This window comes from Streptomyces sp. NPDC086989, from assembly GCF_044745505.1.
In the GTDB taxonomy this organism is placed as follows: domain Bacteria; phylum Actinomycetota; class Actinomycetes; order Streptomycetales; family Streptomycetaceae; genus Streptomyces.
This window is the reverse complement of record NZ_JBIVAL010000001.1, coordinates 276,226-300,313: the sequence shown is the minus strand read 5'-3', so window position 1 is coordinate 300,313 and position 24,088 is coordinate 276,226. Positions and strand designations below refer to the sequence as shown.

Here is a 24,088-nt window from a genome sequence, read left to right as displayed (position 1 = left end):
CGGTCTCCTACGTTCAGCGGCGCGCGTCTGTCTGAACGAAGAGCACGCCGAGGAATTGACCCTGGCTTTCGCCCGTGAACCTGAAGCTCAGGCTGCGGGCACCACCGGACAGGGCGGGACTCAGGTCGAACACGTCCGCGTCATATCCGAGATTGTTCACGTGTTCGGGCTGCCGCACGAACGAGGGATGCCCGAATTCCGTGATCGTGGAATTCATAACATCATTAAAAGGATTTTCAGCATCGCTGACATTGACCCGGCGGCCACGGTCGGAGGTCACCGTGAGTGAGTCCCCGAGGGTCCCGCGGTCCCCGTCGTACGCGACCACCCCGGCCTTGCCCGCGGACCCGGCGGCCGCGTCGAGGCCGGCGATCTCGACCGTCTCGCCGGCGGCCTCGCCCGCACCCGCGGTGAGCGCCTCGAAGCCGTCCCACACCGAGATCCGGCGGACCGGCTCCTGCGGGTGCTCGTAGGCCACGACCAGCGTCCAGCCGCCCCAGGCGCCGACCTCGGAGTTGCCCATCGCGATGTTCAGCTGGGCCACCGTCCACATCCCCGCGCCGCCCTTGCGGACCAGCGGGGTCACGTCGGCCGAGGCCTGGTAGGCATCGCTGCCCGCGTCCGAGCGGTGGCCGATCACCGTGTCGGCGAGGACCTCCTTGTACGCGCCGCCCGGCTCGGCGACCAGCACCCGGCCGTTGTCCTCCGGCGGCTTCTGCTCGCCCACCCGCAGGTTCCCGCCCCAGTACAGGCGGGCGTACGAGACCTTCGCACCCGGCGGGACCTTGAGCTCGGCCCGGGTGGAGTTGTAGGTGTCCGGGTCCTTGTCGACCTCGCTGTAGAACATGTCGAAGTCGCTGTTGACCCCTGCCGCGCCGCGCTTGACCTCGGCGCACGGCTCGGCGTCCGGCGCCTCCTCCCGGCGGCAGGCGATGGAGGAGTTGGAGGCGCGGACCAGCCCGCCGCGCTGGACGGCCTGGTAACGCTGGGTGAAGGGGACCTTGGCCATCTCCCGCATGGCGGGAACGGCCGGCCCCGGCGGGGCGGCGGCGGACGCGGGGACGTTCGCCGAAAGGACGAGGCAGGACAGCAGACCGAGCGTGCCGAGGATTCTGCGGGACGAGCCCATGACCCCGTCTCCATTTTCGATCAAGGGGACAAAACAGGAGTGAACTTTGGCAGAAATCAGGCTGGAAATCACGCCGGACTCGCTCGTACGGCCTTTTGGGCGATAACACGCACCCTCGCAGGGGGCGGGTCGTTATGCCGTGCACCATTGTTCGAACCGAAAGGAAAATCGGAGATGAAGAAGAGGCTGATGCGCGCCACCACCCTGGCGGTCGCCGGCACCGCGGCGCTGGTGGGCGGCGCGGGTCTCGCCTCCGCGGACAGCGACGCCGCGGGCCTCGCGGCGGGGTCCCCGGGCGTCGCGAGCGGCAACCTGGTCCAGGTCCCGGTCCACGTCCCGGTGAACGTCTGCGCGCTCACCGTCAACCTGGTCGGTGCGCTGAACCCCGCGTTCGGCAACACCTGCGTCAACGTCTGACCGTCGACTCCGGCCGTCAGTCCACTCGTCAACCGCGCCGCCCGCAACGACGGCATCCGGGTGAAGCCACGCAACCCGAACCGGGGCATGCCCGTTGATCCGAGTGCTCCACTACCGGGCATCCAGCAAAAAAGGGACGACAATGATCAAGAAGATGATGGCCACCGCGGCTGCTGCCGCCTCGGTCGTGGGCATCGGCGCCGCCCTGGCTCCGCAGGCGATGGCCATCGGCAACGACAACGGCGTCAACACCGTCAACGGCAACGGCGCCTCGCAGATCTACGGCAACCAGGCCACCTACGGCAACATGAGCCCCCAGATGGCGCTCATCCAGGGCTCGTTCAACAAGCCCTGCATCGCCCTGCCGGCCAAGGTCAACGCCCAGTCGATCCTCGCGCTCGTCAACGTCGGCGTCCAGGACATCCCGATCCTGTCCAACCCGATGAACCAGCAGTGCACCGAGAACTCCACCCAGGCCAAGGGCGACGAGCCGCTCTCGCACATCCTGGACAACATCCCGGTCCTGTCCGGCAACGTCTCCGCGGGCAGCTGACCGCACCCCGCGCCCAGCGAGGCCGTCGCACCCCTCCGGGTCGCGGCGGCCTCGCCGCTTGTCGGCACCGCGAATACCGCGTAAATCCGTCCCGAATTCCGGGCCACGAACGCCGGGGTGAATTGCGGAGCCACCCGGGAAGATTTCCGGTTTCCTTTTCCTGACCCACTCGTTGTTATTGCTGCAGCGGACAAGCCCCTGCGGGAAGGATTGAAGAAAAATGACGTACAAGAAGGCAGTGGTGCTGGCCGCCGGCGCTCTGATGGCCGCCGGTGCCGCCTCCCCCGCCATGGCCGACGCGGTCGCCGAGGGCAACGCCGTCGGCTCCCCCGGCGTCCTGTCCGGCAACCTCGTCCAGGTTCCGGTGCACGTCCCGGTCAACGTCTGCGGCAACACGGTCGACGTGGTCGGCGTGCTGAACCCCGCCTTCGGCAACACCTGCGTCAACGCCTGACGAAGCACTTTCGCCCGCAAGGGCAAACCTCCTCGGGGTGGCCTCGGAGTGCACGGCGGTGCACTCCGAGGCCACCTTCGATTCAGCACCGGCGGGAGCCGGTAGACAGGGAAGGACCCATGCGACAGGTACTCAGCCGACAGGTACTGGGCAAGGGAGTGCTCACGGCGGCGGCCGCCTCAAGCCTGCTGTCGATCGCGACCGGCGCGGTCTACGCGCACCCGGGGGCGACGGCCGAGGCCTCGCATTCGCCGGGGGTGCTGTCCGGCAACAGCATCGCGGTACCGATCACCGTCTCGCCGAACGTGTGCGGCAACAGCGTGGACGGCGGTGCGGCGCTCAACCCCGCGTTCGGGAACACCTGCGCCACCACGACCGGTTCGGACGCGCACCACGACGACCGGGACTACGAGCGCTACCTCAGCCCCGAGCACGCCGAAGCCTTCAGGCACTACCTCGAAGACCGCCAGGGCGGCCGGCACGCGCTGCCGGAGCAGCGCCACGAGGAACAGCGTCACGAGGAGGCGCGCCCGCAGGCGCCGCGGCACGAGGAACAGCATCACGAGGAGGCGCGCCCGCAGCCGCCGCGGCACGCGGCACCGCGCCACGAGGCGTCCCGGCACGAGGAGTCCCGGCACGAGGGCGGCTACGGCGGTCCCGGCGGGGAGGACGACCGCGACCACCGCGACCACGCAGGCCCCGGCCGGCACGCCAAGCCCGGCGGGCAGGGCGGCTACGGAAGCCCGGACGAGAAGGAGTGCGACGACCACCCGCACGCCCTCCCGGCGCCCGCACCGGTGGCCCACCACGCTCCCCCGGCGCCCGAGCGGCCGCAGCCGCGGCCCCGCCCCAGGCCCGGCCCCCAGGCGGAGCACCCGGCTCCCAAGCCCGTCCCGCGGCCCGCCCCGAAGCCCCTCCCCCACCCGGTGACCGAGCCCCCGGCCCACGAGGGGCCCGTGGTGCACACGCCCGCGCCGCCCCCGGCCCCCGCCCACCCGGTGACCCTGCCGGCCCCGGTCCACGAGGCGCCCGTACCGCTGCCGGCGCCCGCTCCGGTCCACGAGGCGCCCCGGCCGCTGCCGGCTCCGGCCCCGGTCGCCGAGGAGGCGCCCGTCCCCGCACCGCCGCACGGCAGCCGGTTCGAGGAGCACCCCGCTCCGGCCCCCGCTCCGGAGGTCGTGCGTCCCGCCGACCAGCCGCCGGCCGCCCCCGGCGGTGACACCCCCATCCACCTGGCACCGGCTCCCGCGCCCGCACCGGCGTCCGTCCGACAGACGCCTGCCGCGCCGCTCCCCGCGCCGGCTCCGGCGCCCGTACCCGCTCCCGCTCCCGCGCAGGTGTCGGCTCCGGCGCTCGCCGAGACCGGGGCGGGCCGGCCCGGCGCCGCGGCGGCCCTCGCCTCGGCGCTGGTCCTGGGCGGCGCCATTCTCTACCGGCGGTCCCGCATCTCCTGACCGGCAATAACGGTAATCGGAAGAAATATCGGCCGGAGAATCCCCTGACGGGTTCTCCGGCCGTTGCCGTACGCGTTTCCGGAACGGCGGGGAATCGTTACCCAGGGCGAAAGCGAAGCGGCGCGACGGCGGCCGCTGACACCTCTGTCCATGAAAGAAGAGGATTTCGATAATGAAGCTCACGAAGGTAGCCGCGGTCATCGCCGGCTCCGTTGCCGCGCTCGGCGCCACCGCTCCCGCCTTCGCCGCCGAAGCGCCGGCCGCGATGCCCCCCATGAGCCTGACGGGAGGCGCCACCGATGCCGTCAACTCGCTCGCCCCGGTCACCGAGTCGCTCCCGCAGACCCTGAGCAACGGGGTGGCCGAGCAGGGTGAGACCGTCGGCAAGGTCTTCGAGACCGCGCAACGCGTCAACAACATCCGCAACAATGCGCCGGGCGAGGTCCTCGGCGTGGCGAACGGGGTCACGCAGGCCTCCCCGCTCCTCGGCGGCGTGAAGCTCAACGGCGGGGCCCACTGAGCCGTTCCACCACCCGCCCCCGCCGGAAACCGCGGCGGACAAGACTGTGGGCGCCACCGGCGAGGCCGATGGCGCCCACAGTCAGGTGTGCCGCCTGACGTCAGTCGTTGACGCAGACGTTGCCGAACGCGGGGTTCAGCAGGGCGATCACGTTGACGGTGTTGCCGCAGACGTTGACCGGAACGTGAACCGGGACCTGGACCAGGTTGCCCGAGAGGACACCGGGGGAGCCCACGGCCGCGCCCTCGGCCGACGAGTCGGCCATGGCGGAGCCGGCGGCACCGGCCGCAGCGAGACCGGCGGTGGCCAGGACCAGGGCGGCCTTCTTGGCAGAGTTCATGGGAAGTGCACCTTCTGTTCGATGTGTTCTGCCCCGACGCGGGGCTCACACCGAGCGAAACGGTCCAGCGTCCCAGACGACACGGCCTCGTGCGCAATCAGACCTGTTCAGCTCAATAGTCGTAACCGCGTACGGTTTTCGGCCGCCCCTGTGCCAGGGCCTGCCGCTACGGAAGGCCGGGAACCTCCGGCACGATCTCCACCGGCGTGAGCACCGGGTTGGCCGGCGCCGGCTTCGCCGGAACCGCCGGGGCGGCAGGCTTGGCCACCGGAGCCGCCGGCTTGGCGACGGGAGCAGCCGGCTTCGGGACGGGAGAGGCCGGCTTGGAGACCGGGACGTCGGGGATCTCCGGGATCTCCGGGATCGGGACGTCCGGGATCTCGGGGATCGGGATCTCCGGGATCGGGATCTCGGGGATCGGGATCGAGGGGGTGGAGGGGATGGAGGGGAGGCCGGGGATCGACGGGAGGTCGATCGGCAGCGTCGGGATCTCCGGGAGGTCCGGCAGGGTCGGCAGGGTCGGCAGCTTGATCGGCGGGAGCGTCACCCCCGGCAGCAGGCCTTGGAGGGACTTGGTGAGCCCGTCCAGGACGGCGCTGATCCCGGCGAGGAGGTCGTCGACGGGTCCGGCCGCCGCCACGCGGCGGTCGATCTGCTGCTGGGCCGCGGCGACTCGTTTCCTGGCGGCGTCCGCCGTACCGCCGTCCGCGGCGCCCGCGGGGGCGGCCGCGCCGGAGAGTATGACGACGGCGAGGGCCGACGGGACGAGGACGCGGATGCGGGACGGCTTCGTGCGGTACATGGCGATTCCTTCGGTGGTCGCACAGAAGCGGACCCGGGCGATCCGCTTCCTTACCCACCGTGCGAACACCTTCTACGGAGCGCAACAGGATCTTGAACGGCCGCGCCGTCGCTGCGGGCTGCGTACGGGCTTCGCGCACGCGTCCGCAGAGGGCTCACTCGGGGTGGGGAAAACTCCCCCCCAGGCGGGCCGTTTGAGTGAAGCAGCGGAACCAACCCCCTGACGGGGCAGTTGACCAGGGCGCTCCACTAGCGGGCACCCGTGCGACAAAAGGACCAACGATGTTCAAGAAGATCATGACCGCTGCGGCCGTCACCGCCGCCGCTGTCGGCGCCGGCGCCGCTGCCGCCGCCCCGGCCATGGCCATCGGCAACGACAACGGCGTCAACACCGTCAACGGCAACGGTGCCTCGCAGATCTACGGCAACCAGAAGACCAAGGGCGACCAGAGCCCGCAGCTCGGCCTGGTCCAGGGCACCCTGAACAAGCCCTGCATCGGTCTGCCGGTCAAGGTCAACGCCCAGTCGATCCTGGCGGCCCTCAACATCGGCGTCCAGGACATCAACGTCCTGTCCAACCCGATGAACCAGCAGTGCACCGAGAACTCCACCCAGGCCAAGGGCGACGAGCCGCTCTCGCACATCCTGGACAACATCCCGGTCCTGTCCGGCAACGGCTCCATCGGCAGCTGATCTCCGCTCCGCTTCCTTCTGCGGTCCGGGCCCGTTGCGCCCGTGGAGCGATGTGACGAGGGCCCCGGCGGCCACCAGCTGCCGGGGCCCTCGTGCGCGCCGGGCCGTCACCCGGTCCAGAAATCCCACCAGCGGGTGAGGACCAGCATCCCGATCACTCCGATGTGCAGGGCGGGCGGGGCCCAGCCGAACTCGGCGAAGAACCCCTGCACCGGCCGGGGCGCGGGCAGCGTCCCCGTACGGACGTTGTGGGCGGTGACCGCCCAGAACATCAGCAGCGTGGCCACCCAGGTCAGACAGCACCACAGGCAGAGCGCGTTGATCTCGTACAGCGACTGGACCATCAGCCAGGTGCAGAAGCCGACTCCGAAGACCATGCCGGCGTTCAGTCCCAGCCAGAACCAGCCGCGGTAGCGCGCCCCGGCCAGCAGGCCCGCGCCGACGCACACGACGGCCCCGAACGCGACCAGCCCGAGCAGGGGGTTGGGGAAGCCGAAGGCCGCCGCCTGGTCGCTCTTCATGACGCTGCCGCAGGAGACCACCGGGTTCAGGCTGCAGGCGGGCTTGAAGTCCGGGTCCTCCAGCAGGAGGAACTTGTCGAGGGTGATCACCCAGGACGCCAGCACCCCGGCGGCTCCGGTCAGCGCCAGCAGCCAGGCCAACGTCCGTGGGGTGGCGGGCGGTTCGCCCTCGTGTTCACTGCGGGACCGCCCCTGCTGGCGGGGAAGGTCCACTGTTTTCGTTGCCATACGGCCCATGTTCCCCCGCTCCCGCACAGACCGGGTCGAACCATGCACATCCCTGGGCAAGTTGACCTGAAGGTGTGGCGGGAACCCCGGATGCTTCCCGGACGTTTTACCGAACCCCGGACGTGATGTCAGACCCAGGGGCTACGTTGAGCTTCCGCGAAGTCACTAGCTGCGACGGCCTGGAGACCCACCTTGAGCGATCCGTACGAGACAACCGAGGCGCACCTCGAGCGACTCCTGGGCCGCGCCCTCAACTCCTTCGACCTGCCGGACCGGTTGGTCGAGCGCCTCGGCACGGCGCTCGCCCACAGCTCCTCCCTCCACACCACCCACCGCAGTCCGGCGGCGGGAGCGTGGCGGGAGACCCACCGGCACACGTACCTGCTGTCCGACGGCGGTTCGGCGTCCCTGTGGGAGCTGGCGTACCGGCTGGAGGGCGACCGGACGATCCGGCACGAGGTCTTCGTGAGCAAGGCGGAGGCCTCCCTGGCCGTGGCCCGGCTGTTCGGCGAGGCCCCGGCCGAGCCGGCCTTCGACCCGGCGCTGGATCCGGTGCTGGCCGCCGTCGAGGAGCAGGCGGACGACGATGCGGCGGCGCTGAGCGCGCTGTTCGCGGCGGCCCCGCCGGCGCAGCGGCAGCGGGAGTACGCGGTGGAGGAGTCCGCCGACCACGCCCGCCGGGTGCTGCGGCGTGCGGAGAACCCGGACCGGCCCGGCGAGCGGACGGCGCTGCTGCTGAGATCGGCGTACGCGCACCAGATCACCCAGGCGTTCGGCACGCGGCACTGCATGGCGGACGGACGGGGCGCGGGTTTCAGCCTCTACGAGCACTCGTTCGTGCTGCTGGACGGGAGCGAGCTCAGCCTCTGGGAGGTCGAGCACACGGCGACGCCGGACGGGCGGCACATGTGCGAGGTGTACGAGAGCGAGGTGGCCGCCCGCGGGGCGATGGAACTGCGCGCCCGGGTGAGGTGACGGCCTGGAAGCGGGAAACGGGCATGTCCGCCAACAGAGGCGGACATGCCCGTCGGAAGGTGCCGGCGCGGGTTACGCGGCGGGGACCGCCTCCGGAGCGGCTGCGGGGGCCTCGGAGCCGCCCTCGCGCTGCTCCACCGGGAGGGACTTGCGCGGCAGCAGGAACATCACCGCGAAGATCACCACCAGCACGCCCACGATCCACCACAGCGCGCTGTGGAAGGCGTTGACGTACGGCGCGCCGAGGACCCGGTCGTCGTCGATCAGCCCGAAGAAGACGACGGAGGTGAGGCCGAGGCCGAGCGCATTGCCCATCTGACCCGTCGTGTTGATCAGGCCGGACGCGGAGCCGGCGTGCTCGCGCGGCACCTGGGACAGGATGGTGTCGTTCAGCGGGGCGACGATCAGGCCCATGCCGACGCCCATGACGACCAGCGGGGCGGCCATCTGCCAGGAGGCGATGCCCATCCCGTAGTGCCGGGCCTCCCAGATGTAGAGGAGCAGGCCCGCGGCCATCACCAGAGCGCCGGCCTGGAGCACCTTGCGGCCGAAGCGGGGGACGAGCTTCTCGACGGAGAGGCCTGCGGCGACGGAGACGGCGATCGAGAAGGGGATACCGGTGCTGCCGGCGTGCAGGGGGGTCCAGCCGAGGCCCATCTGCATGTAGAGCGTCCAGACCAGGAAGAAGACGCCGGTCACCAGACCGAAGGTCAGCTGGACCGCGATGCCGCCGGCGAAGCTCTTGACCTTGAAGAGAGAGAGCTCGACGAGCGGGGAGCCGTCCTTCTTGATCTTGTGCTTCTCGTACGCGAGGAAGACGGCGAAGACGACCGGCGACGCGATCATGCAGACGAAGCCCCACAGCGGCCAGCCGTTCTCCCGGCCCTGGGTGAGCGGGAAGATCAGCAGCACCAGGGCGAGGGTCGCGAGGACGACGCCGACCAGGTCGAGGCGCAGGGCCTTGGGGGCCTTCGACTCGGAGATGAACCTGCGGCCGAGGATCACGGCGGCGATGCCGACGGGCAGGTTGATCAGGAAGATCGTGCGCCATTCGAGGCCGAAGAGGTTCCACTCGGTGAGCAGGGCGCCGAGGATCGGTCCCGAGACCGCGCCGAGGCCGACGATCGCACCGAACATGCCGAAGACCTTGCCGCGCTCGTGCGGCGGGAAGGTGACGTGGATGATCGCCAGCACCTGCGGGACCATCAGGGCCGCCATGCCCCCCTGGAGGAGGCGGGAGGCCACGAGCATCGAGGGGTCGGCCGCGATGCCGCAGAGCAGCGAGGCGACGGTGAAGCCGGCGACGCCGACGAGGAACAGGCGCTTGCGGCCGTAGATGTCACCGAGACGGCCGCCGGTGATCAGGCCGGCGGCGAACGCGAGCGCGTACCCGGCGGTGATCCACTGGATCGCGCTGGTCGAGGCGCCGAAGTCCTGGCGCATGCTGGGTATCGCGATGTTGACGATCGTGACGTCGACGAGGTCCATGAAGGACGCTGTCATCACGATGGCGAGCGCCAGCCAGCGGCGGCGGTGGGCGGGCGAGGTCGTCTCGGTGGTCATGGCAGAAACTTAGACGGGATCTAGGTCAGATGGTGTCCTATTTCCCGTGGCAATCTGGATCGCATGACCGACACCCCCGCACGACTGCTCACCCTCCTGTCCCTGCTCCAGACGCCACGCGAATGGCCCGGGAGCGAGCTGGCGGAGCGGCTGCGGGTGAGCCCGCGGACCATCAGGCGCGACATCGAGCGGCTGCGGGAGCTGGGCTACCCGGTGGAGGCGACGCTGGGGGCGGACGGCGGGTACCGGCTGGTGGCGGGGGCCGCGATGCCGCCGCTGCTGCTGGACGACGAGGAGGCGGTGGCGATCGCGGTGGGCCTGCGGGCGGGTGCCGGGCACGCGATCGAGGGCGTCGAGGAGGCCTCCGTACGGGCCCTCGCGAAACTGGAACAGGTCCTGCCGGGGCGGCTGCGGCACCGGGTGGGCGCGCTGCAGTCGGCCACGATCGCGGTGGCCCGCGGTGACGGGGCCAGCATCGACCCCAGGACGCTGACGACGATGGCGTCGGCGGTGGCCGGGCCGGAGCGGCTGCGCTTCGCCTACCGGGCGCGCGACGGCGTGGCCTCGCGGCGGCTGGTGGAACCGTACCGGCTGGTGAGCACGGGGAGCCGGTGGTACCTGATGGCGTACGACCTGGACCGGGAGGACTGGCGGACCTTCCGGGTGGACCGGGTGGCGGAGCCGTTCGCGACGGGCGCGCGGTTCACCCCGCGGGAGCTGCCGATGGAGGCGGCGGAGTTCGTACGGCGCGGGATGCGGGGCGGGGAGACGTACGCGGTGGACGTCTCCTTCGAGGCTCCGGCCGATGTCCTGCCGGTGTGGCTGCAGCAGCACGCCGAACCCTCGGACGGGGGCTGCAGGGTCCGGTTCCGCAGTTCGGAGTCCCCGGAGTGGACGGCGGCCCGGCTCGCGCTGACCGCGGTGCCCTTCACGGTCCACACCCCGGACTTCCTGGCCTCCGCGGCCCGCGCGCTGGCCGGCCGCCTGAACGCGGCGGCGCCCCCGCAGGGGTAGCGGGAGCCCCCGGCGCCTGGGGGGGTAGGCACCGGGGGCTCGTTCGGGGGGCTTCGCCGCGGGCCGGTCAGGCCACGGCGTCGAAGCCGGTGTCGCGCGCCATGCGCTTCAGTTCGAGAAGCGCGTGCTTCTCGATCTGGCGGATCCGCTCGCGGGTCAGGCCGTGCTGCTTGCCGACCTCCGTCAGGGTCCGCTCGCGGCCGTCGTCGATGCCGTACCGCATCTTGATGATCGACGCCGTGCGCTGGTCGAGCTTGCCCAGCAGGTCCTCCAGCTCCTCGCTGCGCAGCAGGGAGAGGACGGACTGCTCCGGGGAGATCGCGGAGGTGTCTTCGAGGAGGTCGCCGAACTGGGTCTCGCCCTCGTCGTCCACCGACATGTTCAGGCTGACCGGGTCGCGCGCCCAGTCCAGTACGTCGCCCACGCGCTTCTCCGTCGAGTCCAGCTCGGCGGCGATCTCCGCGTGGTCGGGGTCCCGGCCGTTCTCCCGGTTGAACTCGCGCTGGATGCGGCGGATCCTGCCGAGTTCCTCGACGAGGTGGACGGGCAGGCGGATGGTGCGGGACTGGTCGGCGATGGAGCGGGTGATGGCCTGGCGGATCCACCACGTGGCGTACGTGGAGAATTTGAAGCCCTTGGCGTAGTCGAACTTCTCGACGGCGCGCACCAGGCCGGCGTTGCCCTCCTGGATCAGGTCGAGCAGGGGCAGGCCGCTGCGCGGGTAGCGGCGGGCGACGGCCACGACGAGGCGCAGGTTGGAGCGGATGAAGATCTCCTTGGCGCGCTCACCCTCCGCGGCCAGGGCCTCCAGCTCCTCGCGCGCCGGCGTCTCGCCCTCGCGGTCCGTCTCACCGTCGAGGATCTGCCGGGCGTACACGCCCGCCTCGATGATCTGTGAGAGCTCCACTTCCTTGGCCGCGTCGAGCAGCGGGGTACGCGCGATCTCGTCCAGGTACATGCCCACCAGGTCGCGGTCGGCGATCTCCCCGCTCACAGCGCGGGCGCTGCCCCTGGACTGACGACGGGCGACGGCGCGGGTTGCCATGCGTGCTCCCTTGCAATGAGTTAGGTCGCGGTGCGGCTGCTGGAACGCGGCTCCGCGTCCCTGGACACTCTCCCGAGTGCCCGCTTCCGAAGGAAACAACGACTGGAATCGGGACAGAATTCCCACGCCGTCCCTCTATTTTCGAGATCTTGCAGTATCCTGCCCCGTCCCTGGCCGGCCACGCCGTGGCTCTGTCCCTGAAGACGGCTCCGGCCGGCTTCTGGTTGCCTGGACAACCAACCCATTACCCGCCGAACTGCACCGAACGCTTCGAAAGGCCCATCCAGAAACCCTCGACCGGGTCGGAGCGGCGGGCCAGGTCACCATGGGCGTCCGCCGCGCCCAGGGTGACGAAGAGCGGGGCGAAGTGTTCCGTACGGGGGTGGGCCAGCCGGCCCGCCGGGGACTTCGCCTCGAAGTCCAGCAGGGCGTCGACGTCGGAGGCGGCCAGCGCCTCGCGGCCCCAGGCGTCGAACTCCGCCGACCAGGACGGCACGCCGGGCCCGGTGTGGCGCAGCGCGGCCAGGTTGTGGGTGAAGAACCCGCTGCCGACGATCAAGACGCCCTCGTCGCGCAGGGGCGCGAGCGTGCGGCCGATGTCCATCAGGCGGCGCGGGTCCAGCGTCGGCAGGGAGATCTGGAGGACCGGCACGTCGGCCTCCGGGAACATCTCCACGAGCGGGACGTACGCCCCGTGGTCGAGGCCGCGGTCGGGGATGTCCTGGACGGGGGTGCCCGGGGCCCGCAGGAGCGCCCGTACCGAGGCGGCGAGGGCGGGGGCGCCCGGCGCGTCGTAGCGCACCCGGTAGTAGTGCTCGGGGAAGCCCCAGAAGTCGTGGACCAGGGGGACGGGGTCGGTGGCGCCGAGTGCGAGCGGGGCCTCCTCCCAGTGCGCGGAGACCATCAGGACCGCCCGGGGGCGGGGCAGGGAGGCGGACCAGGCGGCCAGCTCGCCGGGCCAGACGGGGTCGTCCGCCAGCGGCGGGGCGCCATGGCTCAGGTAGAGCGCCGGCATCCGGGCCGGGACCGGCACGAGGCCGGGCGTGGCCTCGGGCGTGGGGTGGGGCATGGCTCCGGGCATCGCGTCGGGCGTGGCTCCGGGGGTGGGGGCCGCAGGTGTGGTCATGGGGTGCTCCTCGTCCGTCTGCACGGGGCCGGTCACGAGCCGGAGACGACGAAACCCCGCGTCGTTCAAATTTGAACGACGCGGGGCCCTCAGTCATTCCCGGGAGTACCCCGAGGCGCGTCAGTGAGCGATCACCGGGATCTTCACGTCGGCGTCCGCACCCGCGCCGTCACCGGAGGCGACCGGGCCGCCGGCGCCCGGCCGGCCCGTGGTGATCAGCGTCAGGGCGATGGTCGCACTGGCGGCGAGGATGCCGACCGCCCACCAGATGGCGGTGGAGTAGCCCTCCACCATCGCCTGGGCCTGGACGAGCTTCGCCGCCGGGCCGCCGGCCGCGGCGGCGGCCGCGTGGTCGGTCAGGTACGCGGTCGTCGCCGAGGCGGCGATCGTGTTCAGCAGGGCGGTGCCGATCGCGCCGCCCACCTGCTGGGAGGTGTTGACCATGGCGGAGGCGACACCGGCGTCGGCCGGGTTCACCCCGTGCGTGGCCAGCGACATGGCCGGCATGAACGCCGTGCCCATGCCCAGACCCAGCAGCAGCTGCGCCGGCAGGATCAGCGCCGGGTAAGAGGACCCGACCTCCAGCTGCGTCAGCAGCAGCATGCCGGTGGCGGCGAGCAGGAAGCCCGGGCCCATCAGCAGCCGGGGCGGGACCCGGGTCATCAGGCGGGCGCCGATCTGGGTCGAGCCCGTGATCATGCCCGCGATCATCGGCAGGAAGGCGAAGCCGGTCTTGACGGGCGAGAAGCCCTTCACGACCTGGAGGTAGTAGGTGAGGAAGAGGAACAGACCGAACATCGCGATGACGGCCAGACCCAGGGAGAGGTAGACACCGCCGCGGTTGCGTTCCAGCAGGACGCGCAGCGGCAGCAGCGGCGACTTCACGCGGGACTCGACGAACACGAAGGCCGCGAGGAGCACCGCCGAGCCGACGAACATGGCGACGGTGACCGCGTCGGACCAGCCGGCCGACTCGGCGCGGGTGAAGCCGTAGACCAGCGCGACGAGGCCGAGCGTGGACAGGACCACGCCGGGGATGTCCAGCGGGGCGCGGTTGCGGCCGCCGGCGGGCTCACGGATGACCAGCCAGGCACCCGCGGCCGCGACGATCGCGAACGGGATGTTGACGAAGAAGGTCCAGCGCCAGTTCAGGTACTCGGTCAGGAAGCCGCCGAGGATCAGGCCCACGGCGCCACCGCCACCGGCGATCGCACCGTAGATGCCGAAGGCCTTGGCGCGCTCCTTGGCGTCGGTGAACATGACGGCCAGCAGGGACAGGGCGGCCGGCGCGAGCAGTGCGCCGAAGGCACCCTGGAGGGCTCGGGCACCCAGCATCATCGCCTCGCCGTTGGCGGCGCCGCCGAGCGCGGAGGCCAGGGCGAAACCGGCCAGGCCGACGATGAAGGCGTTCTTGCGGCCCCACTTGTCGGCGATGCGGCCGCCGAAGAGGAGGAGCCCGCCGAAGGCGAGCGCGTACGCGGTGATGACCCACTGGCGGTTGCCGTCGGAGATGCCGAGGTCGGTCTGGGCCGACGGCAGGGCGATGTTCACGATGGTCGCGTCGAGCACGACCATCAGCTGCGCCAGGGCTATGAAGACGAGCGCCTTCCAGCGACTGGGATCGGCGGCAGCCGGCGCGAGGGCCGCGGCTGTTTTTGGCATGGGGGTACCCACTTCACTGTGCGGAATGACTGAAAAACAACGTTTAAGACAGCTTTACGACGCTACTGGTCGCGGCTCGGGGCGTCACATGGTTTTCTGCCTCAGGTCCTCCAGCGTGGCCGCCGAACCGGGCAGTTCGGAGCGGGCCGGCGCCCGCAACCCGTCGAGGAACAGCTGGAGATGGCGGTGGACGAACCCGTCCACGTCCAGGCAGGCGATGCCCGGCAGCGGCCGGCTGAGCTGGGAGAGGGCGACCATCAGGTCGCCGACGCCGACGTCCGTGCGGATCAGCCCGGTCTCCTGGCCGGCCGTCACCAGGACCTCGACGGCTTCTGCCAAGGCCTCGCGGGCCGCGAGGAGTTCGGGGTGCTCCTGGTCGAAGTCCCCGGAGAGCATGGGGCACAGGGCGCCGATCCGCTCGTCCGCCGCGGCGTGCGTGAAGCGGCACAGCGCGGCGAAGGCGTCGGGCTCCTCGGCGAGCGAGTCCTCGGCCTGGGCCGTGACCCGGTCCATGACGAAGAGCACGACGTGGTGGACCAGCGCGGCCCGGTCGGGGAAGTGCCGGTAGAGGGTCGCGTTGCCGACGCCCGCCCGGCGGGCGACCTCGTCGAAGGGCGCGGCCGAACCCTGCTCCACGAACAGCTCGCGCGCCGCCACCAGGATCCGCTCGCGGTTGCGGACGGCGTCCGCGCGCGGTCGCGGGAGCCGCGCGGGCTCCGCGGCCGACAGGTCCACGGCCGCCTCCGCGGCGGACGGGTCCACGGCCGCCTCCGCGGCGGACGGGTCCACGGCCGCCTCCGCGGCGGACGGGTCCGCCACGGGGGTGGTGGGGCGCTTCATGCGAGGCCTCCCTGGGCCTGGAGTTCGTACCGCCCCCAAACGGGGAGCCGGTCCCCGCTTTGCGGGACTCCCGTACAAACGGGGATCCAGTCCCCGGTTATTTCACTCCCTCGTGTGACCTGAGTCACGGCAGGGTTCCCGTTCGGACGCTCCCGACGCGCGGGTGCGCCGCAGCCGACGGAGGGTGATCGCACAGAGAGCAGTCCGGGCCCGGCCGGCTGCCGCGGACCCGAAGGCGATCTCCATGCCGCAGACCCGCCGCCGGATACGCGCACCACGCCGCGCCGGCGCGTACATCGGCCTCACCGTGCTGGCCCTCGGCATCACGGCCACGGCGAGCACCGGGATATCCGACCGCAGCCACTCCACGGCCGGGCCCGCGGCCACGACCGCCGAGTCCGCACTGGCGCCCTGCCGGATCACCGGCACGATGGGCGTGCAGATGTCCGAGGGCCTGCCGACCCCACCCGGGTATTCCCGGTCGACCGGCGAGGTCCGCGCCCTGAACCTGATGATCGACTTCCCGGACGCCAAGGGCGAGGGCACCGCGCTCGACCGCCTCGCGGAGTTCTTCCCCCAGACCTCCGACTGGTTCCGCACCAGCTCCTACGGCCGGCTCACCTACCGGGCCGAGGCTCCGATAAGGACCTGGCTGCGGATGCCGATGCCGTTCGCCGCGTACGGGATCGAGCGCGGGTCCGCGTACGAACCGGGCTACCGGCAGCTCGTCGAACACATCGTGAAGGCCGCCGACTCCGAGGTGGACTTCAGCCGCTACGACCTGGTCAACATCCTCGTCACACCGAACGCCGGCCCGTCCGCCCTGGACACCGTGCTCTCGGTGACCTTCTCCGGGAACGCCGAGGCCCCGATGGCCGACGGCGTGCCGCTCGCCAACACGTCCTTCGTCTACAGCCGCCAGGACGACGGGTCGGGCACCTACCGGGAGACCGGATACCGGGTGCTCCCCCACGAGAACGGGCACGTCTTCGGGCTGCCCGACCTGTACACCGCCGACGGCGGGGGCGCGGTGGGGCACTGGGACATCATGAGCGAGGACTGGGGTGCCAACAACGACCTGCTGGGCTGGCACAAGTGGAAGCTGGGCTGGCTGGACAGCTCGCAGATCAGCTGCGCCGCGAAACCCGGTGTCAGCGACCACACCCTGACTCCGCTGGGGGTGGAGGGCGGCACGAAGCTGGCCTTCGTACCGCTCTCGGAGACCTCCGGGTACGCGGTGGAGGTGCGCACCCGGGCCGGGAACGACGAGGCCGTCTGCAAGCCGGGCGTCCTGATCTACAAGGTGGACTCCCAGGTGGACACCGGACGCGGGCCCGTCACCGTCTCCGACAGCGCGGTCGGCAGCGGAGGCTGCACCCGGCGGCCCAACGTGCACGGAGAACTGTCGGACGCGCCGTTCAAGCCGGGTGAGACCTTCACCGACGACAAGGCCGGCGTCAGCATCTCGGTGGTGGGCGAGCTGCGCGACGGCAGCTTCCAGGTCCGCATCACCCGCCCCTGAACAACCGCGCCCGTCCCTGCCCGTCCCGGCCCCTCCCTGCCGTCCCCGATCCCTCCCCCACCGTCCATGAGCACCCCCAGGAGACTCGTATGACCGGCACCCCCGAAGAGCGCCTCGCCGCGGCCGGGCTCACGCTCCCGAAGGCCCTCGCCCCGCTGGGCGCGTACGTACCCGCCCTGGTCAACGGGCACCACGTCTACACCTCCGGCCAGCTCCCGATGGTCGACGGCGCGCTCCCGCTCACCGGAAAGGTCGGCGCCGAGGTCACCGAGGAGCAGGCCCACGGGCTGGCCCGGCAGTGCGCCCTGAACGCGCTCGCCGCGATCGCCTCCGTCGCCGGCGACCTGTCCGCCGTCCGCCGCGTGGTCAAGGTGGTCGGCTTCGTGGCCAGCGACCCGCGGTTCACCGGACAGCCGGGCGTGGTCAACGGGGCCAGCGAGGTGTTCGGCACCGCCTTCGGAGACGCGGGCATCCACGTGCGCAGCGCGGTGGGCGTGGCGGTGCTGCCGCTGGACGCGCCGGTCGAGGTGGAGGTCGTCGTGGAACTCCACACCCCCATGGGCGTCTGACCCCGGCGTCACGCACCACCGCGGCCGCGGCGCCGCTCCCCGCGGTACTCCTCCCAGGCCCACAGCAACTGGCGGCGGGCCAGGACGCCGACGGCGTGGCGCCGGTACCGGGCGGTGCCGCGCACGTCGTCGATCGGGTTGCAGGCCGCGCCCGCGAGATCGCCGAACTGCTTCGCGATCGACGGGGTGATGACCTTGCGGGACTCCCAGAAGCCGCCCTCGTCGAGGGCCGCGGCCAGGAACTCCTCGGCCGTCTTCGCCCGGACCGGGGTGGGCGCCGCCGAACCGATGCCCGTACGGACGCTGCGGGACGCCGGGTGCAGGGCCAGCCCGAAGGCGCAGACGGCGATGACCATGGCGTTGCGGGTGCCGACCTTCGAGAACTGCTGGGGCCCGTCCGCCTTCGCCACGTGCACGGCTTTGATCAGCTCGTCGGCGGCGAGGGCGTTGCGCTTGACCCCGGTGTAGAACGCGTCGACCGGGATCAGCCGGGAGCCCCGTACGGACTCCACCTCGACCTGCGCGCCGGCGGCGAGCAGCGCCGGGTGGGCGTCACCGGCCGGGGACGCGGTGCCGAGGTTGCCGCCGACGCTTCCGCGGTTGCGGATCTGCGGGGAGGCGACGGTGTGCGAGGCGAGGGCCAGCCCCGGGAGTTCGGCGCGCAGATGCTCCATGATCTGCGTGTACGGGACGGACGCGCCGAGCCGTACGACGTCCTCGCCGGTCTCCCATTCCTGGAGCAGGCCGATGCGGTTGAGGTCCATGAGGTACTCCGGACGCCGGTGGTCGAAGTTGATCTCGACCATCACGTCGGTGCCGCCGGCGATGGGGACGGCGGTGGGGTACGCGGCCTTGGCGGCCAGCGCCTCCTCCCACCGGGCGGGACGAAGGAAGTCCATGCCTGTCCCATGAACCTGGCCGCCCGGCCTCAAACCGGGCCGGGCAGAATTCCACCCGCCGGTTACTGGGGCGCATTCGCGCAACACGATCCGCTAGTCTGTCGGTGGCCAGTCCGCCTTCGTAGCTCAGGGGATAGAGCACCGCTCTCCTAAAGCGGGTGTCGCAGGTTCGAATCCTGCCGGGGGCACGGCACGTGAGGGCCGGTTCGGAGGGGGATCCTTCGAACCGGCCCTTTTCCGTCGGCCGTTGGGGTTACGGCGTCAGGTCGGCGTAGAAAGATCCCGTTGTCCGTGCGGTGGCCGTCCTCGCCGGCGCCCGCCGCACGTCGGCAGGCGCGGCTGGGGGCGCTGCGTCTCGGCGTATACCTGTCGGTCGAAAGCCCTCCCGGTGCGACACCGGGAGGGCGGGCAGCGCGCGCCGCGGGGGCGCGGGGCGTGGGATCAGCTCAGGCCTCTGCTGCGTTCGCCGATGCGGTCACCCTGCGGAGTGCCGGCCCGCTTGAGGGCCGCCTTCGTGTGCAGTCCGCCCTTGACCTTGCTGCGTACCGGCCCGCTGAAGCCGTGGCCCGCCGGACGCGGCGGCCGATCCGGCTCCGAGACCTGGAAGGCCTCTCGGAAATCCCGCTTCTGCTGCTCTTTGCTCATCCCGTCGTCAACTCCTTCGGGAAGCACCCAATCGGACTATTGGGATCGTATGCAGATATGCGGAGCAACGCACCCGGACCGCATGTAAAAACTCCCGATCAAGGACGCGGCGGGCTCGGCCGCTCCGGCTGCTCCACCAGCCGGCGCGTGAGCTCCTCCGGGCACGGCGTACCGCGCGGCAGCTGGTACTTCGCCGCCACCCGGTACACCCCCGGCCCCGGCGCCAGCAGCTCCGTCCACACGTCGCCCGCCGGGTCGGGAGCCGCCTTGAACAGGCACCCCGCCGTGTTCGCGTACTCCTTCGGCAGGGTGCCCGAGCCCGAGCCGCCGCTCCCGCCCCCGCCGCGCGCCTTCGACGCGAACGTCTCCTGCGGCGGCGGCACCGCCTTGCCCGACCCGTCCACCAGGCCCAGCCACGGGGAGTGCGGGATCCGCACCAGCACCCGCCCCGCCGCCTGCACGTCGATGACCAGCTGGTCCGCGCCGGCCCGGACCACCGTGGCCCGCCCGGACACCAGGTCGGTCGGCTCGGCGACCTCGAAGAGCTTCCAGTTCTCGTCGCCCCACACCTGCCGGAGGTACGGGAGCCCCCCGCGCACCAGCTCGGCCTCGTCCTCCCCGCCGGAATCGGGTTTGTCGGCCGGCAGCACCACGTAGTGCACGGCCCAGCGGCCCAGCCACTCCCGGTAGCTGTCGGCGCTGAGGGTGTCGTCGTAGAAGAGCGGGTTCCGCTCCAGGTCCGCCTGCCGGTTCCAGCCGCGCGCGAGGTTCACGTACGCGGGGAAGGCCGAGGACTCTCGGTGGCTGCTGGCCGGAACCACCTCCACCCGCCCGCGCTCGGCACCCGCCTTCTTCAGCTGGTCGACCAGCGGGGCCAGCTCCCGGTTCCAGGCGGCCACCGGGGTGGTACGGACGATGTCCGTAATGCTGTTCGTGGTGATCCAGACGTTGATCCCGACGAACGCGAAGAGCACCGCGTACCAGTGCCGGCTGCGCGGGACCGGGTACGGGAGGGCCGCGAGCAGCGCCGCCCCGCCGAACAGCATGACCATCCGGGTCACGTTCGAGCCGACCTGCGAGTCGATCGCCCAGGTCAGCAGCACCCCGAAGGTGTAGACGGCGGAAGCGATCCGGACGGTCTTCCACCGCTTCGGTACGAGGAACAGGATCGCCAGCCCGAACAGGAACGGCGGCGCGGCCGAGCCCAGCTTCATCGGCTGCGTCCCGGAGAACGGGAACAGCCACGCCGACAGCCCGACGACCGCCACCGGGGCCAGGCCCAGCGCGTACGCCCCCGGCCGGCGCCCGGACAGGAACAGCGCGGCCGCGATCACCCCGAGGAAGAGCCCGGCCACCGGGCTGGACGCGGTCGCGAGCCCGGCGAGCGGGGCCGCCACAGCCGCCTTGGCCCAGCGCCGCTCCGCCCACTTGCGGGGCCAGCAGAACACGGCGGCGACCGCACCGAGCGCGAACATCGCGCCGAGACCGAAGGTGACCCGGCCGGACAGGGCGTTGCAGAGCAGCCCGTACACCCCGGCCAGGGCCGGCCACAGCGGCTCGCGGACGGCGCCGCGGCAGCGGGTCAGGATCAGCGCGAGCAGCCCGGCCGAGACCGTTCCGGCGACCATCATCGTGGTCCGCACGCCGATCATGTACATCACGTACGGGGACACGACGCTGTACGAGACGGGGTGCATGCCGCCGTACCAGGCGAGGTTGTACGCCGAGTCCGGATGGCGGCCGACGAACTCGGCCCAGGCGTCCTGGGCGGCCAGGTCGCCGCCGCTGTTGGCGAAGCAGAAGAACCACACCACGTGCAGGACCGCGGCCAGCGCGGTGGCGACGACCACCGGGTGCCGGCGGGCCAGGCCGAGGGCCCGCCCCGTGCCCGGGGCCCCTATGCCGCCGGGCTCGGCCTCGGGCACGTCGGAGGCGGAGGCTGGCCCGGATGCGGACGCCGGCCCTGACGCCGGCCCCGACGCGGACGCGGACGCGGGCACACCGGAGCGGCCGGCGGCTGCCGGTGTGCCCCGGCCCTGGCTGTGCTGCTCAGCGGTGGTCACTGCTCTACTCCCCGGACTCCCCGGATTCTCTGCGGCCCGTTCCCCGGGTCCCAGGACGCGCGGCGGCGCCCCGGGGTTGCCCGGGGCGCCGCCGCACGCACTCGTCAGCCGATACGGGTCAGCTTGCTTCCGATACCCGGCGCGACGAGGTCACTCTGCAGCGCCACCGGCACCTTCACCTGGCTGGCCCCCTCGCCGACGGTCAGCATGCCGATCTCGGTGCCCGCCTTGGCGGTCTGCGGGAGCTTGGCGTCCCCGTCGGCCAGCTTGATGTCGACCGTGAGCGAGGGCCAGCCGACCGCCTCCACGTCAGCGGTCGCGATGACCGGGGTGTGCCCGCCGAGGCCGTCGTCCACGTACCCGACGACATCGCCCTTCTTCACGACGGGCGCGTTCACCAGCATCTTCTGCGTGGCCAGCATGACCTGCTTGCTCGCCGCGATCGCCGTGTCGAGGATCGGGACGCCGTACTGGCCGAGCACCGCGCCGACGATCAGCTGGTTCGTCTTGCCGACCTTCTTCTCGGCGGCGAAGAGCAGGTTGCCTCCGGCCTTGGTGGTGGAGCCGGTCTTGATGCCGAGCGCACCGTTGCCCGGGATGAGGGTGTTGTAGTTGCGCCACTTCTTGCCGTACGGGTCGGTCCACTCCGGCAGCCTGGTGATCGCGACCAGCTCCGGCATCTCCACGACCTTGAGGCCGAGCTTGACCTGGTCCTCGGCGGTGCTGACCGTCGTCGCGTCCAGACCCGAGGGGTCCGTGTACGTGGTGTTGGCCATGCCGAGTTCCCGGGCGGCGTCGTTCATCTTCTTGACGAACGCGTCCTGGTCGCCGCCGGAGTCCCAGCGCGCGAGCAGCCGCGCGACGTTGTTGGCCGAAGGGATCATGATCGCGGCGAGGGCGTCGTACTCCGAGATCTTGTCGCCCGCCTTGAGCGTGCCGACCGTGGACTCGCCCTCGGAGCTCTTGGCGCCGTCGTCGACCGCCGTCTTGTCGACGTCGATCATCGGACCCTTCTCCCCCTTCTTGAGGGGGTGGTCCTTCAGGATCACGTACGCCGTCATGGTCTTCGCGACGCTGCCGATGGCGACCGGCTTCTGATCGCCGAAGCTGCCGACGGTGCCGAGGCCCGCGGCGGCCATGTAGCCCTGGCCCTCCTTCGGCCAGGGCAGGACCGGGTTGCCGCCGTCGAAGGTGTACGAGGACTTCGCGGTCATCGTGAGCTTCGGCTCGGGCAGCGGGCGCACGAGCTGGACCACGGCCAGGATGACCGCGAGGAGCACGACCAACGGGGCGTAGATCTTGAACCGGCGGATGAACGTGCGCAGGGGGCTCGGCGGCGGGGGCGGGTTGTTGGTGAGGTCCGCGAGCAGGTCGAGCGGCGGCTTGGGTGGCAGCGGCTGCTGCGTCGTCCGCTCGGTCCGCTCGGGTACGGGGGCCGGGGTTGAGGCCGGGGCCTCGGGCTTGGCCGGGGCCGGTGCCGCGGGGTTGGCCGTCGGCTTGGCGGTCGTCGGCTGCGCGGCCGTCGGCTTCGTGGCCGGGCGCTCGTCCTCGTCCTTGCGCAGCGGTACGAACGTGCTGGCCCGCTCCCCGCCGACCGCCTTCGGCGGCACGGGCCGGGAGGCGACGGGCTTATCCGGAGCCTTTGCCTCCGGCTTCACGGCCCGGAAGACGGCGGTGCGCTCGCTGTCCGCGGACTCGTCGGAGGGCTTGGCACCACCGGAAGCGGAATCCACCTTCGGAGCCCGGAAGACGGCAGTGCGCTCACTGTCGTCCGCCCCCTGCTTCCCGGCGGACGCCGCACCGGCATCCGCACCACCCTCGCCGGTGGCGCCCGCGGCTCGGCCAGCACCCGGCTTCCCGGAGGACGCCCCGGCCGCAGCCGGCTTGTCGGTGCCGCCCTTGGCCGGCGCATCGTCCGCCTCCGGCTTGCCGGCCCCAGCCGCGTCCGTCCCGGCCTTGGCCGAAGCGGAACCCGAACCCGGCTTCACGGCCCGGAAGACGGCCGTGCGCTCACTGTCGTCCCCGCCCGGCTTCCCGGCGGACGCCGCACCGGCACCCGCACCGGCCGCAGCCGACTTGTCCGGACCACCCTTGGCCGACGCATCGTCCGCGCCCGGCTTGACGGTGGTGGGGGCGGCATCCGCGCCGGCCTTGGCCGAACCGGAACCCGAACCCGGCTTCACGGCCCGGAAGACGGCCGTACGCTCACTGTCGTCCCCGCCCGGCTTCCCGGCGGACGCCGCACCGGCACCCGCACCGGCCGCAGCCGACTTGTCCGAACCACCCTTGGCCGACGCGTCGTCCGCCTCCGGCTTGACGGTGGTGGCGGCGGCATCCGCGCCGGCCTTGGCCGAACCGGAACCCGAACCCGGCTTCACGGCCCGGAAGACGGCCGTACGCTCACTGTCGTCCCCACCCGGCTTCCCGGCGGACGCCGCACCGGCACCCGCACCGGCCACAGCCGACTTGTCCGAACCACCCTTGGCCGACGCATCGTCCGCCTCCGGCTTGACGGTGGTGGCGGCGGCATCCGCGCCGGCCTTCGCGGAAGCGGAAGCCGGCTTCACGGCGCGGAAGACGGCCGTGCGCTCGCCCTCGTCCGCCGGAGTCCCGGCAGCCGTCGGCTCGGCCGGCCCGGTCGGCTTGTCGGCGGGCGCGGGCGTGGCGGTCTCGGCGGGTGCCGGGGCGGAAGCGGAATCCGGCTTCGGGGAGCGGGGGGCTTCGGACGAGTCGGAGTCGGAGTCCACCCGTCCGGAGGACTCCGGTTCGGACGTGGCGACCCACGCCGCCACCGCCTCGCGCAGCGGATCCGTCCCGGACTCGGGGTCCCGCGGCCGGAACACCGACAGCCTCGGGTCACGCTCCGCGGAGGACTTCGCCGCCCCCGGCGCTCCTTCATCAACCGACTTGTCGGGGGACTCGCCCGCCACCAGTTCCTCCTCGATCGCGCCGCGTCCGGCTGTCCGAATGTCTAACAGTGTCCCGTGTCGTGGGTATCGCCCTCGTGCTAGACGAGAACGACATAGCGCTGGTTCCCCCACAAAGCGACCAGGCG

The 24,088-nt window shown here is 71.8% G+C and carries 23 protein-coding genes and 1 tRNA gene; 11 read left to right on the top strand and 13 right to left on the bottom strand.

Going from position 1 to position 24,088, the window contains the following annotated elements:
• Nucleotides 1-13: 13 nt before the first annotated feature.
• Nucleotides 14-1,129 carry a DUF3344 domain-containing protein gene (locus tag ACIPK4_RS01475; protein ID WP_402308381.1) on the bottom strand — a complete coding sequence of 372 codons (1,116 nt, stop codon included), beginning with the start codon at nt 1,127-1,129 and terminating at the stop codon, nt 14-16.
• 189 nt (nt 1,130-1,318) lie between these two features.
• Here ACIPK4_RS01475 and ACIPK4_RS01470 point away from each other — a divergent pair, with 189 nt between their 5' ends.
• The 5 genes from ACIPK4_RS01470 (at nt 1,319) to ACIPK4_RS01450 (ending at nt 4,527) form a co-directional block, all read left to right on the top strand.
• A complete protein-coding gene (locus ACIPK4_RS01470; RefSeq protein WP_402309056.1) occupies nt 1,319-1,546 on the top strand; it encodes a chaplin in 228 nt (75 codons plus the stop codon).
• Nucleotides 1,547-1,688: 142 nt separating this feature from the next.
• Nucleotides 1,689-2,099 (top strand): rodlin, encoded by a 411-nt coding sequence (locus tag ACIPK4_RS01465; protein WP_054222410.1) that lies wholly within the window; start codon nt 1,689-1,691, stop codon nt 2,097-2,099.
• Nucleotides 2,100-2,319: 220 nt separating this feature from the next.
• Complete coding sequence (locus ACIPK4_RS01460; protein ID WP_402308378.1) at nt 2,320-2,553, top strand: chaplin; 234 nt, start codon at nt 2,320-2,322, stop codon at nt 2,551-2,553.
• Nucleotides 2,554-2,672: 119 nt separating this feature from the next.
• On the top strand, nt 2,673-4,007 hold the full coding sequence (locus ACIPK4_RS01455; protein ID WP_402308375.1) for a chaplin: 1,335 nt from the start codon (nt 2,673-2,675) through the stop codon (nt 4,005-4,007).
• A gap of 172 nt (nt 4,008-4,179) precedes the next feature.
• Nucleotides 4,180-4,527, top strand: coding sequence for a hypothetical protein (locus ACIPK4_RS01450; protein ID WP_054222413.1), 348 nt, complete (start codon nt 4,180-4,182; stop codon nt 4,525-4,527).
• A gap of 100 nt (nt 4,528-4,627) precedes the next feature.
• Here ACIPK4_RS01450 and ACIPK4_RS01445 read toward each other — a convergent pair whose 3' ends face one another.
• Both ACIPK4_RS01445 and ACIPK4_RS01440 read right to left on the bottom strand, forming a co-directional pair.
• Nucleotides 4,628-4,867: a chaplin gene (locus tag ACIPK4_RS01445; RefSeq protein WP_054222414.1), complete on the bottom strand. Its 240-nt coding sequence runs from the start codon at nt 4,865-4,867 to the stop codon at nt 4,628-4,630.
• A gap of 166 nt (nt 4,868-5,033) precedes the next feature.
• On the bottom strand, nt 5,034-5,669 hold the full coding sequence (locus ACIPK4_RS01440) for a hypothetical protein (RefSeq protein ID WP_402308371.1): 636 nt from the start codon (nt 5,667-5,669) through the stop codon (nt 5,034-5,036).
• Between the two features lie 281 nt (nt 5,670-5,950).
• On the opposite strand from ACIPK4_RS01440, the gene ACIPK4_RS01435 reads away from it, so the two are divergent.
• Complete coding sequence (locus ACIPK4_RS01435) at nt 5,951-6,361, top strand: rodlin (RefSeq protein WP_054222416.1); 411 nt, start codon at nt 5,951-5,953, stop codon at nt 6,359-6,361.
• A 107-nt stretch (nt 6,362-6,468) separates the two neighbouring features.
• Here the strand turns inward: ACIPK4_RS01435 and ACIPK4_RS01430 are convergent, their stop codons facing one another.
• Nucleotides 6,469-7,110, bottom strand: coding sequence for a vitamin K epoxide reductase family protein (locus ACIPK4_RS01430; protein WP_402308368.1), 642 nt, complete (start codon nt 7,108-7,110; stop codon nt 6,469-6,471).
• A 192-nt stretch (nt 7,111-7,302) separates the two neighbouring features.
• Here ACIPK4_RS01430 and ACIPK4_RS01425 point away from each other — a divergent pair, with 192 nt between their 5' ends.
• A complete protein-coding gene (locus ACIPK4_RS01425; protein ID WP_402308366.1) occupies nt 7,303-8,085 on the top strand; it encodes a DUF6227 family protein in 783 nt (260 codons plus the stop codon).
• Nucleotides 8,086-8,157: 72 nt separating this feature from the next.
• Here ACIPK4_RS01425 and ACIPK4_RS01420 read toward each other — a convergent pair whose 3' ends face one another.
• Complete coding sequence (locus tag ACIPK4_RS01420; protein WP_402308363.1) at nt 8,158-9,648, bottom strand: MFS transporter; 1,491 nt, start codon at nt 9,646-9,648, stop codon at nt 8,158-8,160.
• A 63-nt stretch (nt 9,649-9,711) separates the two neighbouring features.
• On the opposite strand from ACIPK4_RS01420, the gene ACIPK4_RS01415 reads away from it, so the two are divergent.
• Nucleotides 9,712-10,662 carry a YafY family protein gene (locus tag ACIPK4_RS01415; protein WP_054222420.1) on the top strand — a complete coding sequence of 317 codons (951 nt, stop codon included), beginning with the start codon at nt 9,712-9,714 and terminating at the stop codon, nt 10,660-10,662.
• A gap of 67 nt (nt 10,663-10,729) precedes the next feature.
• On the opposite strand, the gene ACIPK4_RS01410 is transcribed toward ACIPK4_RS01415, so the two are convergent.
• The 4 genes from ACIPK4_RS01410 to ACIPK4_RS01395 form a co-directional block, all read right to left on the bottom strand.
• A complete protein-coding gene (locus ACIPK4_RS01410) occupies nt 10,730-11,707 on the bottom strand; it encodes a sigma-70 family RNA polymerase sigma factor (RefSeq protein WP_402308361.1) in 978 nt (325 codons plus the stop codon).
• 244 nt (nt 11,708-11,951) lie between these two features.
• Complete coding sequence (locus ACIPK4_RS01405; protein WP_402309054.1) at nt 11,952-12,776, bottom strand: dioxygenase; 825 nt, start codon at nt 12,774-12,776, stop codon at nt 11,952-11,954.
• Nucleotides 12,777-12,953: 177 nt separating this feature from the next.
• The gene (locus ACIPK4_RS01400) at nt 12,954-14,495 is read right to left on the bottom strand and encodes an MFS transporter (RefSeq protein ID WP_402308359.1); all 1,542 of its coding nucleotides are present in this window, start codon (nt 14,493-14,495) and stop codon (nt 12,954-12,956) included.
• Between the two features lie 84 nt (nt 14,496-14,579).
• A complete protein-coding gene (locus ACIPK4_RS01395) occupies nt 14,580-15,335 on the bottom strand; it encodes a TetR/AcrR family transcriptional regulator (protein ID WP_402308357.1) in 756 nt (251 codons plus the stop codon).
• Between the two features lie 244 nt (nt 15,336-15,579).
• Here ACIPK4_RS01395 and ACIPK4_RS01390 point away from each other — a divergent pair, with 244 nt between their 5' ends.
• Together ACIPK4_RS01390 and ACIPK4_RS01385 are read left to right on the top strand one after the other, a co-directional pair.
• A complete protein-coding gene (locus ACIPK4_RS01390) occupies nt 15,580-16,857 on the top strand; it encodes a M6 family metalloprotease domain-containing protein (protein WP_402308354.1) in 1,278 nt (425 codons plus the stop codon).
• Between the two features lie 89 nt (nt 16,858-16,946).
• Nucleotides 16,947-17,426, top strand: a complete 480-nt coding sequence (locus ACIPK4_RS01385; RefSeq protein ID WP_402308352.1) for a RidA family protein — start codon at nt 16,947-16,949, stop codon at nt 17,424-17,426.
• An 8-nt stretch (nt 17,427-17,434) separates the two neighbouring features.
• Here the strand turns inward: ACIPK4_RS01385 and ACIPK4_RS01380 are convergent, their stop codons facing one another.
• Entirely contained in the window at nt 17,435-18,325 is an 891-nt protein-coding gene (locus ACIPK4_RS01380) for an FAD binding domain-containing protein (protein WP_402308349.1), read from the bottom strand.
• A gap of 115 nt (nt 18,326-18,440) precedes the next feature.
• Here ACIPK4_RS01380 and ACIPK4_RS01375 point away from each other — a divergent pair.
• Nucleotides 18,441-18,513: transfer RNA gene (locus ACIPK4_RS01375), tRNA-Arg, on the top strand.
• A 253-nt stretch (nt 18,514-18,766) separates the two neighbouring features.
• Here the strand turns inward: ACIPK4_RS01375 and ACIPK4_RS01370 are convergent.
• The 3 genes from ACIPK4_RS01370 to ACIPK4_RS01360 all read right to left on the bottom strand — a co-directional run bounded on the left by ACIPK4_RS01370 (nt 18,767) and on the right by ACIPK4_RS01360 (nt 23,963).
• Nucleotides 18,767-18,970, bottom strand: a complete 204-nt coding sequence (locus tag ACIPK4_RS01370) for a hypothetical protein (protein WP_376205438.1) — start codon at nt 18,968-18,970, stop codon at nt 18,767-18,769.
• Nucleotides 18,971-19,068: 98 nt separating this feature from the next.
• Nucleotides 19,069-21,033 (bottom strand): MFS transporter, encoded by a 1,965-nt coding sequence (locus ACIPK4_RS01365; RefSeq protein WP_402308347.1) that lies wholly within the window; start codon nt 21,031-21,033, stop codon nt 19,069-19,071.
• A gap of 104 nt (nt 21,034-21,137) precedes the next feature.
• A complete protein-coding gene (locus ACIPK4_RS01360; protein ID WP_402308344.1) occupies nt 21,138-23,963 on the bottom strand; it encodes a hypothetical protein in 2,826 nt (941 codons plus the stop codon).
• Nucleotides 23,964-24,088 lie beyond the last annotated feature (125 nt).

Bases quoted from the DNA above. Each gene is read 5' to 3' on its own strand.
- ACIPK4_RS01475 (WP_402308381.1), bottom strand. From the start codon at position 1,129: ATGGGCTCGTCCCGCAGAATCCTCGGCACGCTCGGTCTGCTGTCCTGC.
- ACIPK4_RS01470 (WP_402309056.1), top strand. From the start codon at position 1,319: ATGCGCGCCACCACCCTGGCGGTCGCCGGCACCGCGGCGCTGGTGGGC.
- ACIPK4_RS01465 (WP_054222410.1), top strand. From the start codon at position 1,689: ATGATCAAGAAGATGATGGCCACCGCGGCTGCTGCCGCCTCGGTCGTG.
- ACIPK4_RS01460 (WP_402308378.1), top strand. From the start codon at position 2,320: ATGACGTACAAGAAGGCAGTGGTGCTGGCCGCCGGCGCTCTGATGGCC.
- ACIPK4_RS01455 (WP_402308375.1), top strand. From the start codon at position 2,673: ATGCGACAGGTACTCAGCCGACAGGTACTGGGCAAGGGAGTGCTCACG.
- ACIPK4_RS01450 (WP_054222413.1), top strand. From the start codon at position 4,180: ATGAAGCTCACGAAGGTAGCCGCGGTCATCGCCGGCTCCGTTGCCGCG.
- ACIPK4_RS01445 (WP_054222414.1), bottom strand. From the start codon at position 4,867: ATGAACTCTGCCAAGAAGGCCGCCCTGGTCCTGGCCACCGCCGGTCTC.
- ACIPK4_RS01440 (WP_402308371.1), bottom strand. From the start codon at position 5,669: ATGTACCGCACGAAGCCGTCCCGCATCCGCGTCCTCGTCCCGTCGGCC.
- ACIPK4_RS01435 (WP_054222416.1), top strand. From the start codon at position 5,951: ATGTTCAAGAAGATCATGACCGCTGCGGCCGTCACCGCCGCCGCTGTC.
- ACIPK4_RS01430 (WP_402308368.1), bottom strand. From the start codon at position 7,110: ATGGCAACGAAAACAGTGGACCTTCCCCGCCAGCAGGGGCGGTCCCGC.
- ACIPK4_RS01420 (WP_402308363.1), bottom strand. From the start codon at position 9,648: ATGACCACCGAGACGACCTCGCCCGCCCACCGCCGCCGCTGGCTGGCG.
- ACIPK4_RS01415 (WP_054222420.1), top strand. From the start codon at position 9,712: ATGACCGACACCCCCGCACGACTGCTCACCCTCCTGTCCCTGCTCCAG.
- ACIPK4_RS01410 (WP_402308361.1), bottom strand. From the start codon at position 11,707: ATGGCAACCCGCGCCGTCGCCCGTCGTCAGTCCAGGGGCAGCGCCCGC.
- ACIPK4_RS01405 (WP_402309054.1), bottom strand. From the start codon at position 12,776: ATGCCCCACCCCACGCCCGAGGCCACGCCCGGCCTCGTGCCGGTCCCG.
- ACIPK4_RS01400 (WP_402308359.1), bottom strand. From the start codon at position 14,495: ATGCCAAAAACAGCCGCGGCCCTCGCGCCGGCTGCCGCCGATCCCAGT.
- ACIPK4_RS01395 (WP_402308357.1), bottom strand. From the start codon at position 15,335: ATGAAGCGCCCCACCACCCCCGTGGCGGACCCGTCCGCCGCGGAGGCG.
- ACIPK4_RS01390 (WP_402308354.1), top strand. From the start codon at position 15,580: ATGCCGCAGACCCGCCGCCGGATACGCGCACCACGCCGCGCCGGCGCG.
- ACIPK4_RS01385 (WP_402308352.1), top strand. From the start codon at position 16,947: ATGACCGGCACCCCCGAAGAGCGCCTCGCCGCGGCCGGGCTCACGCTC.
- ACIPK4_RS01380 (WP_402308349.1), bottom strand. From the start codon at position 18,325: ATGGACTTCCTTCGTCCCGCCCGGTGGGAGGAGGCGCTGGCCGCCAAG.
- ACIPK4_RS01370 (WP_376205438.1), bottom strand. From the start codon at position 18,970: ATGAGCAAAGAGCAGCAGAAGCGGGATTTCCGAGAGGCCTTCCAGGTC.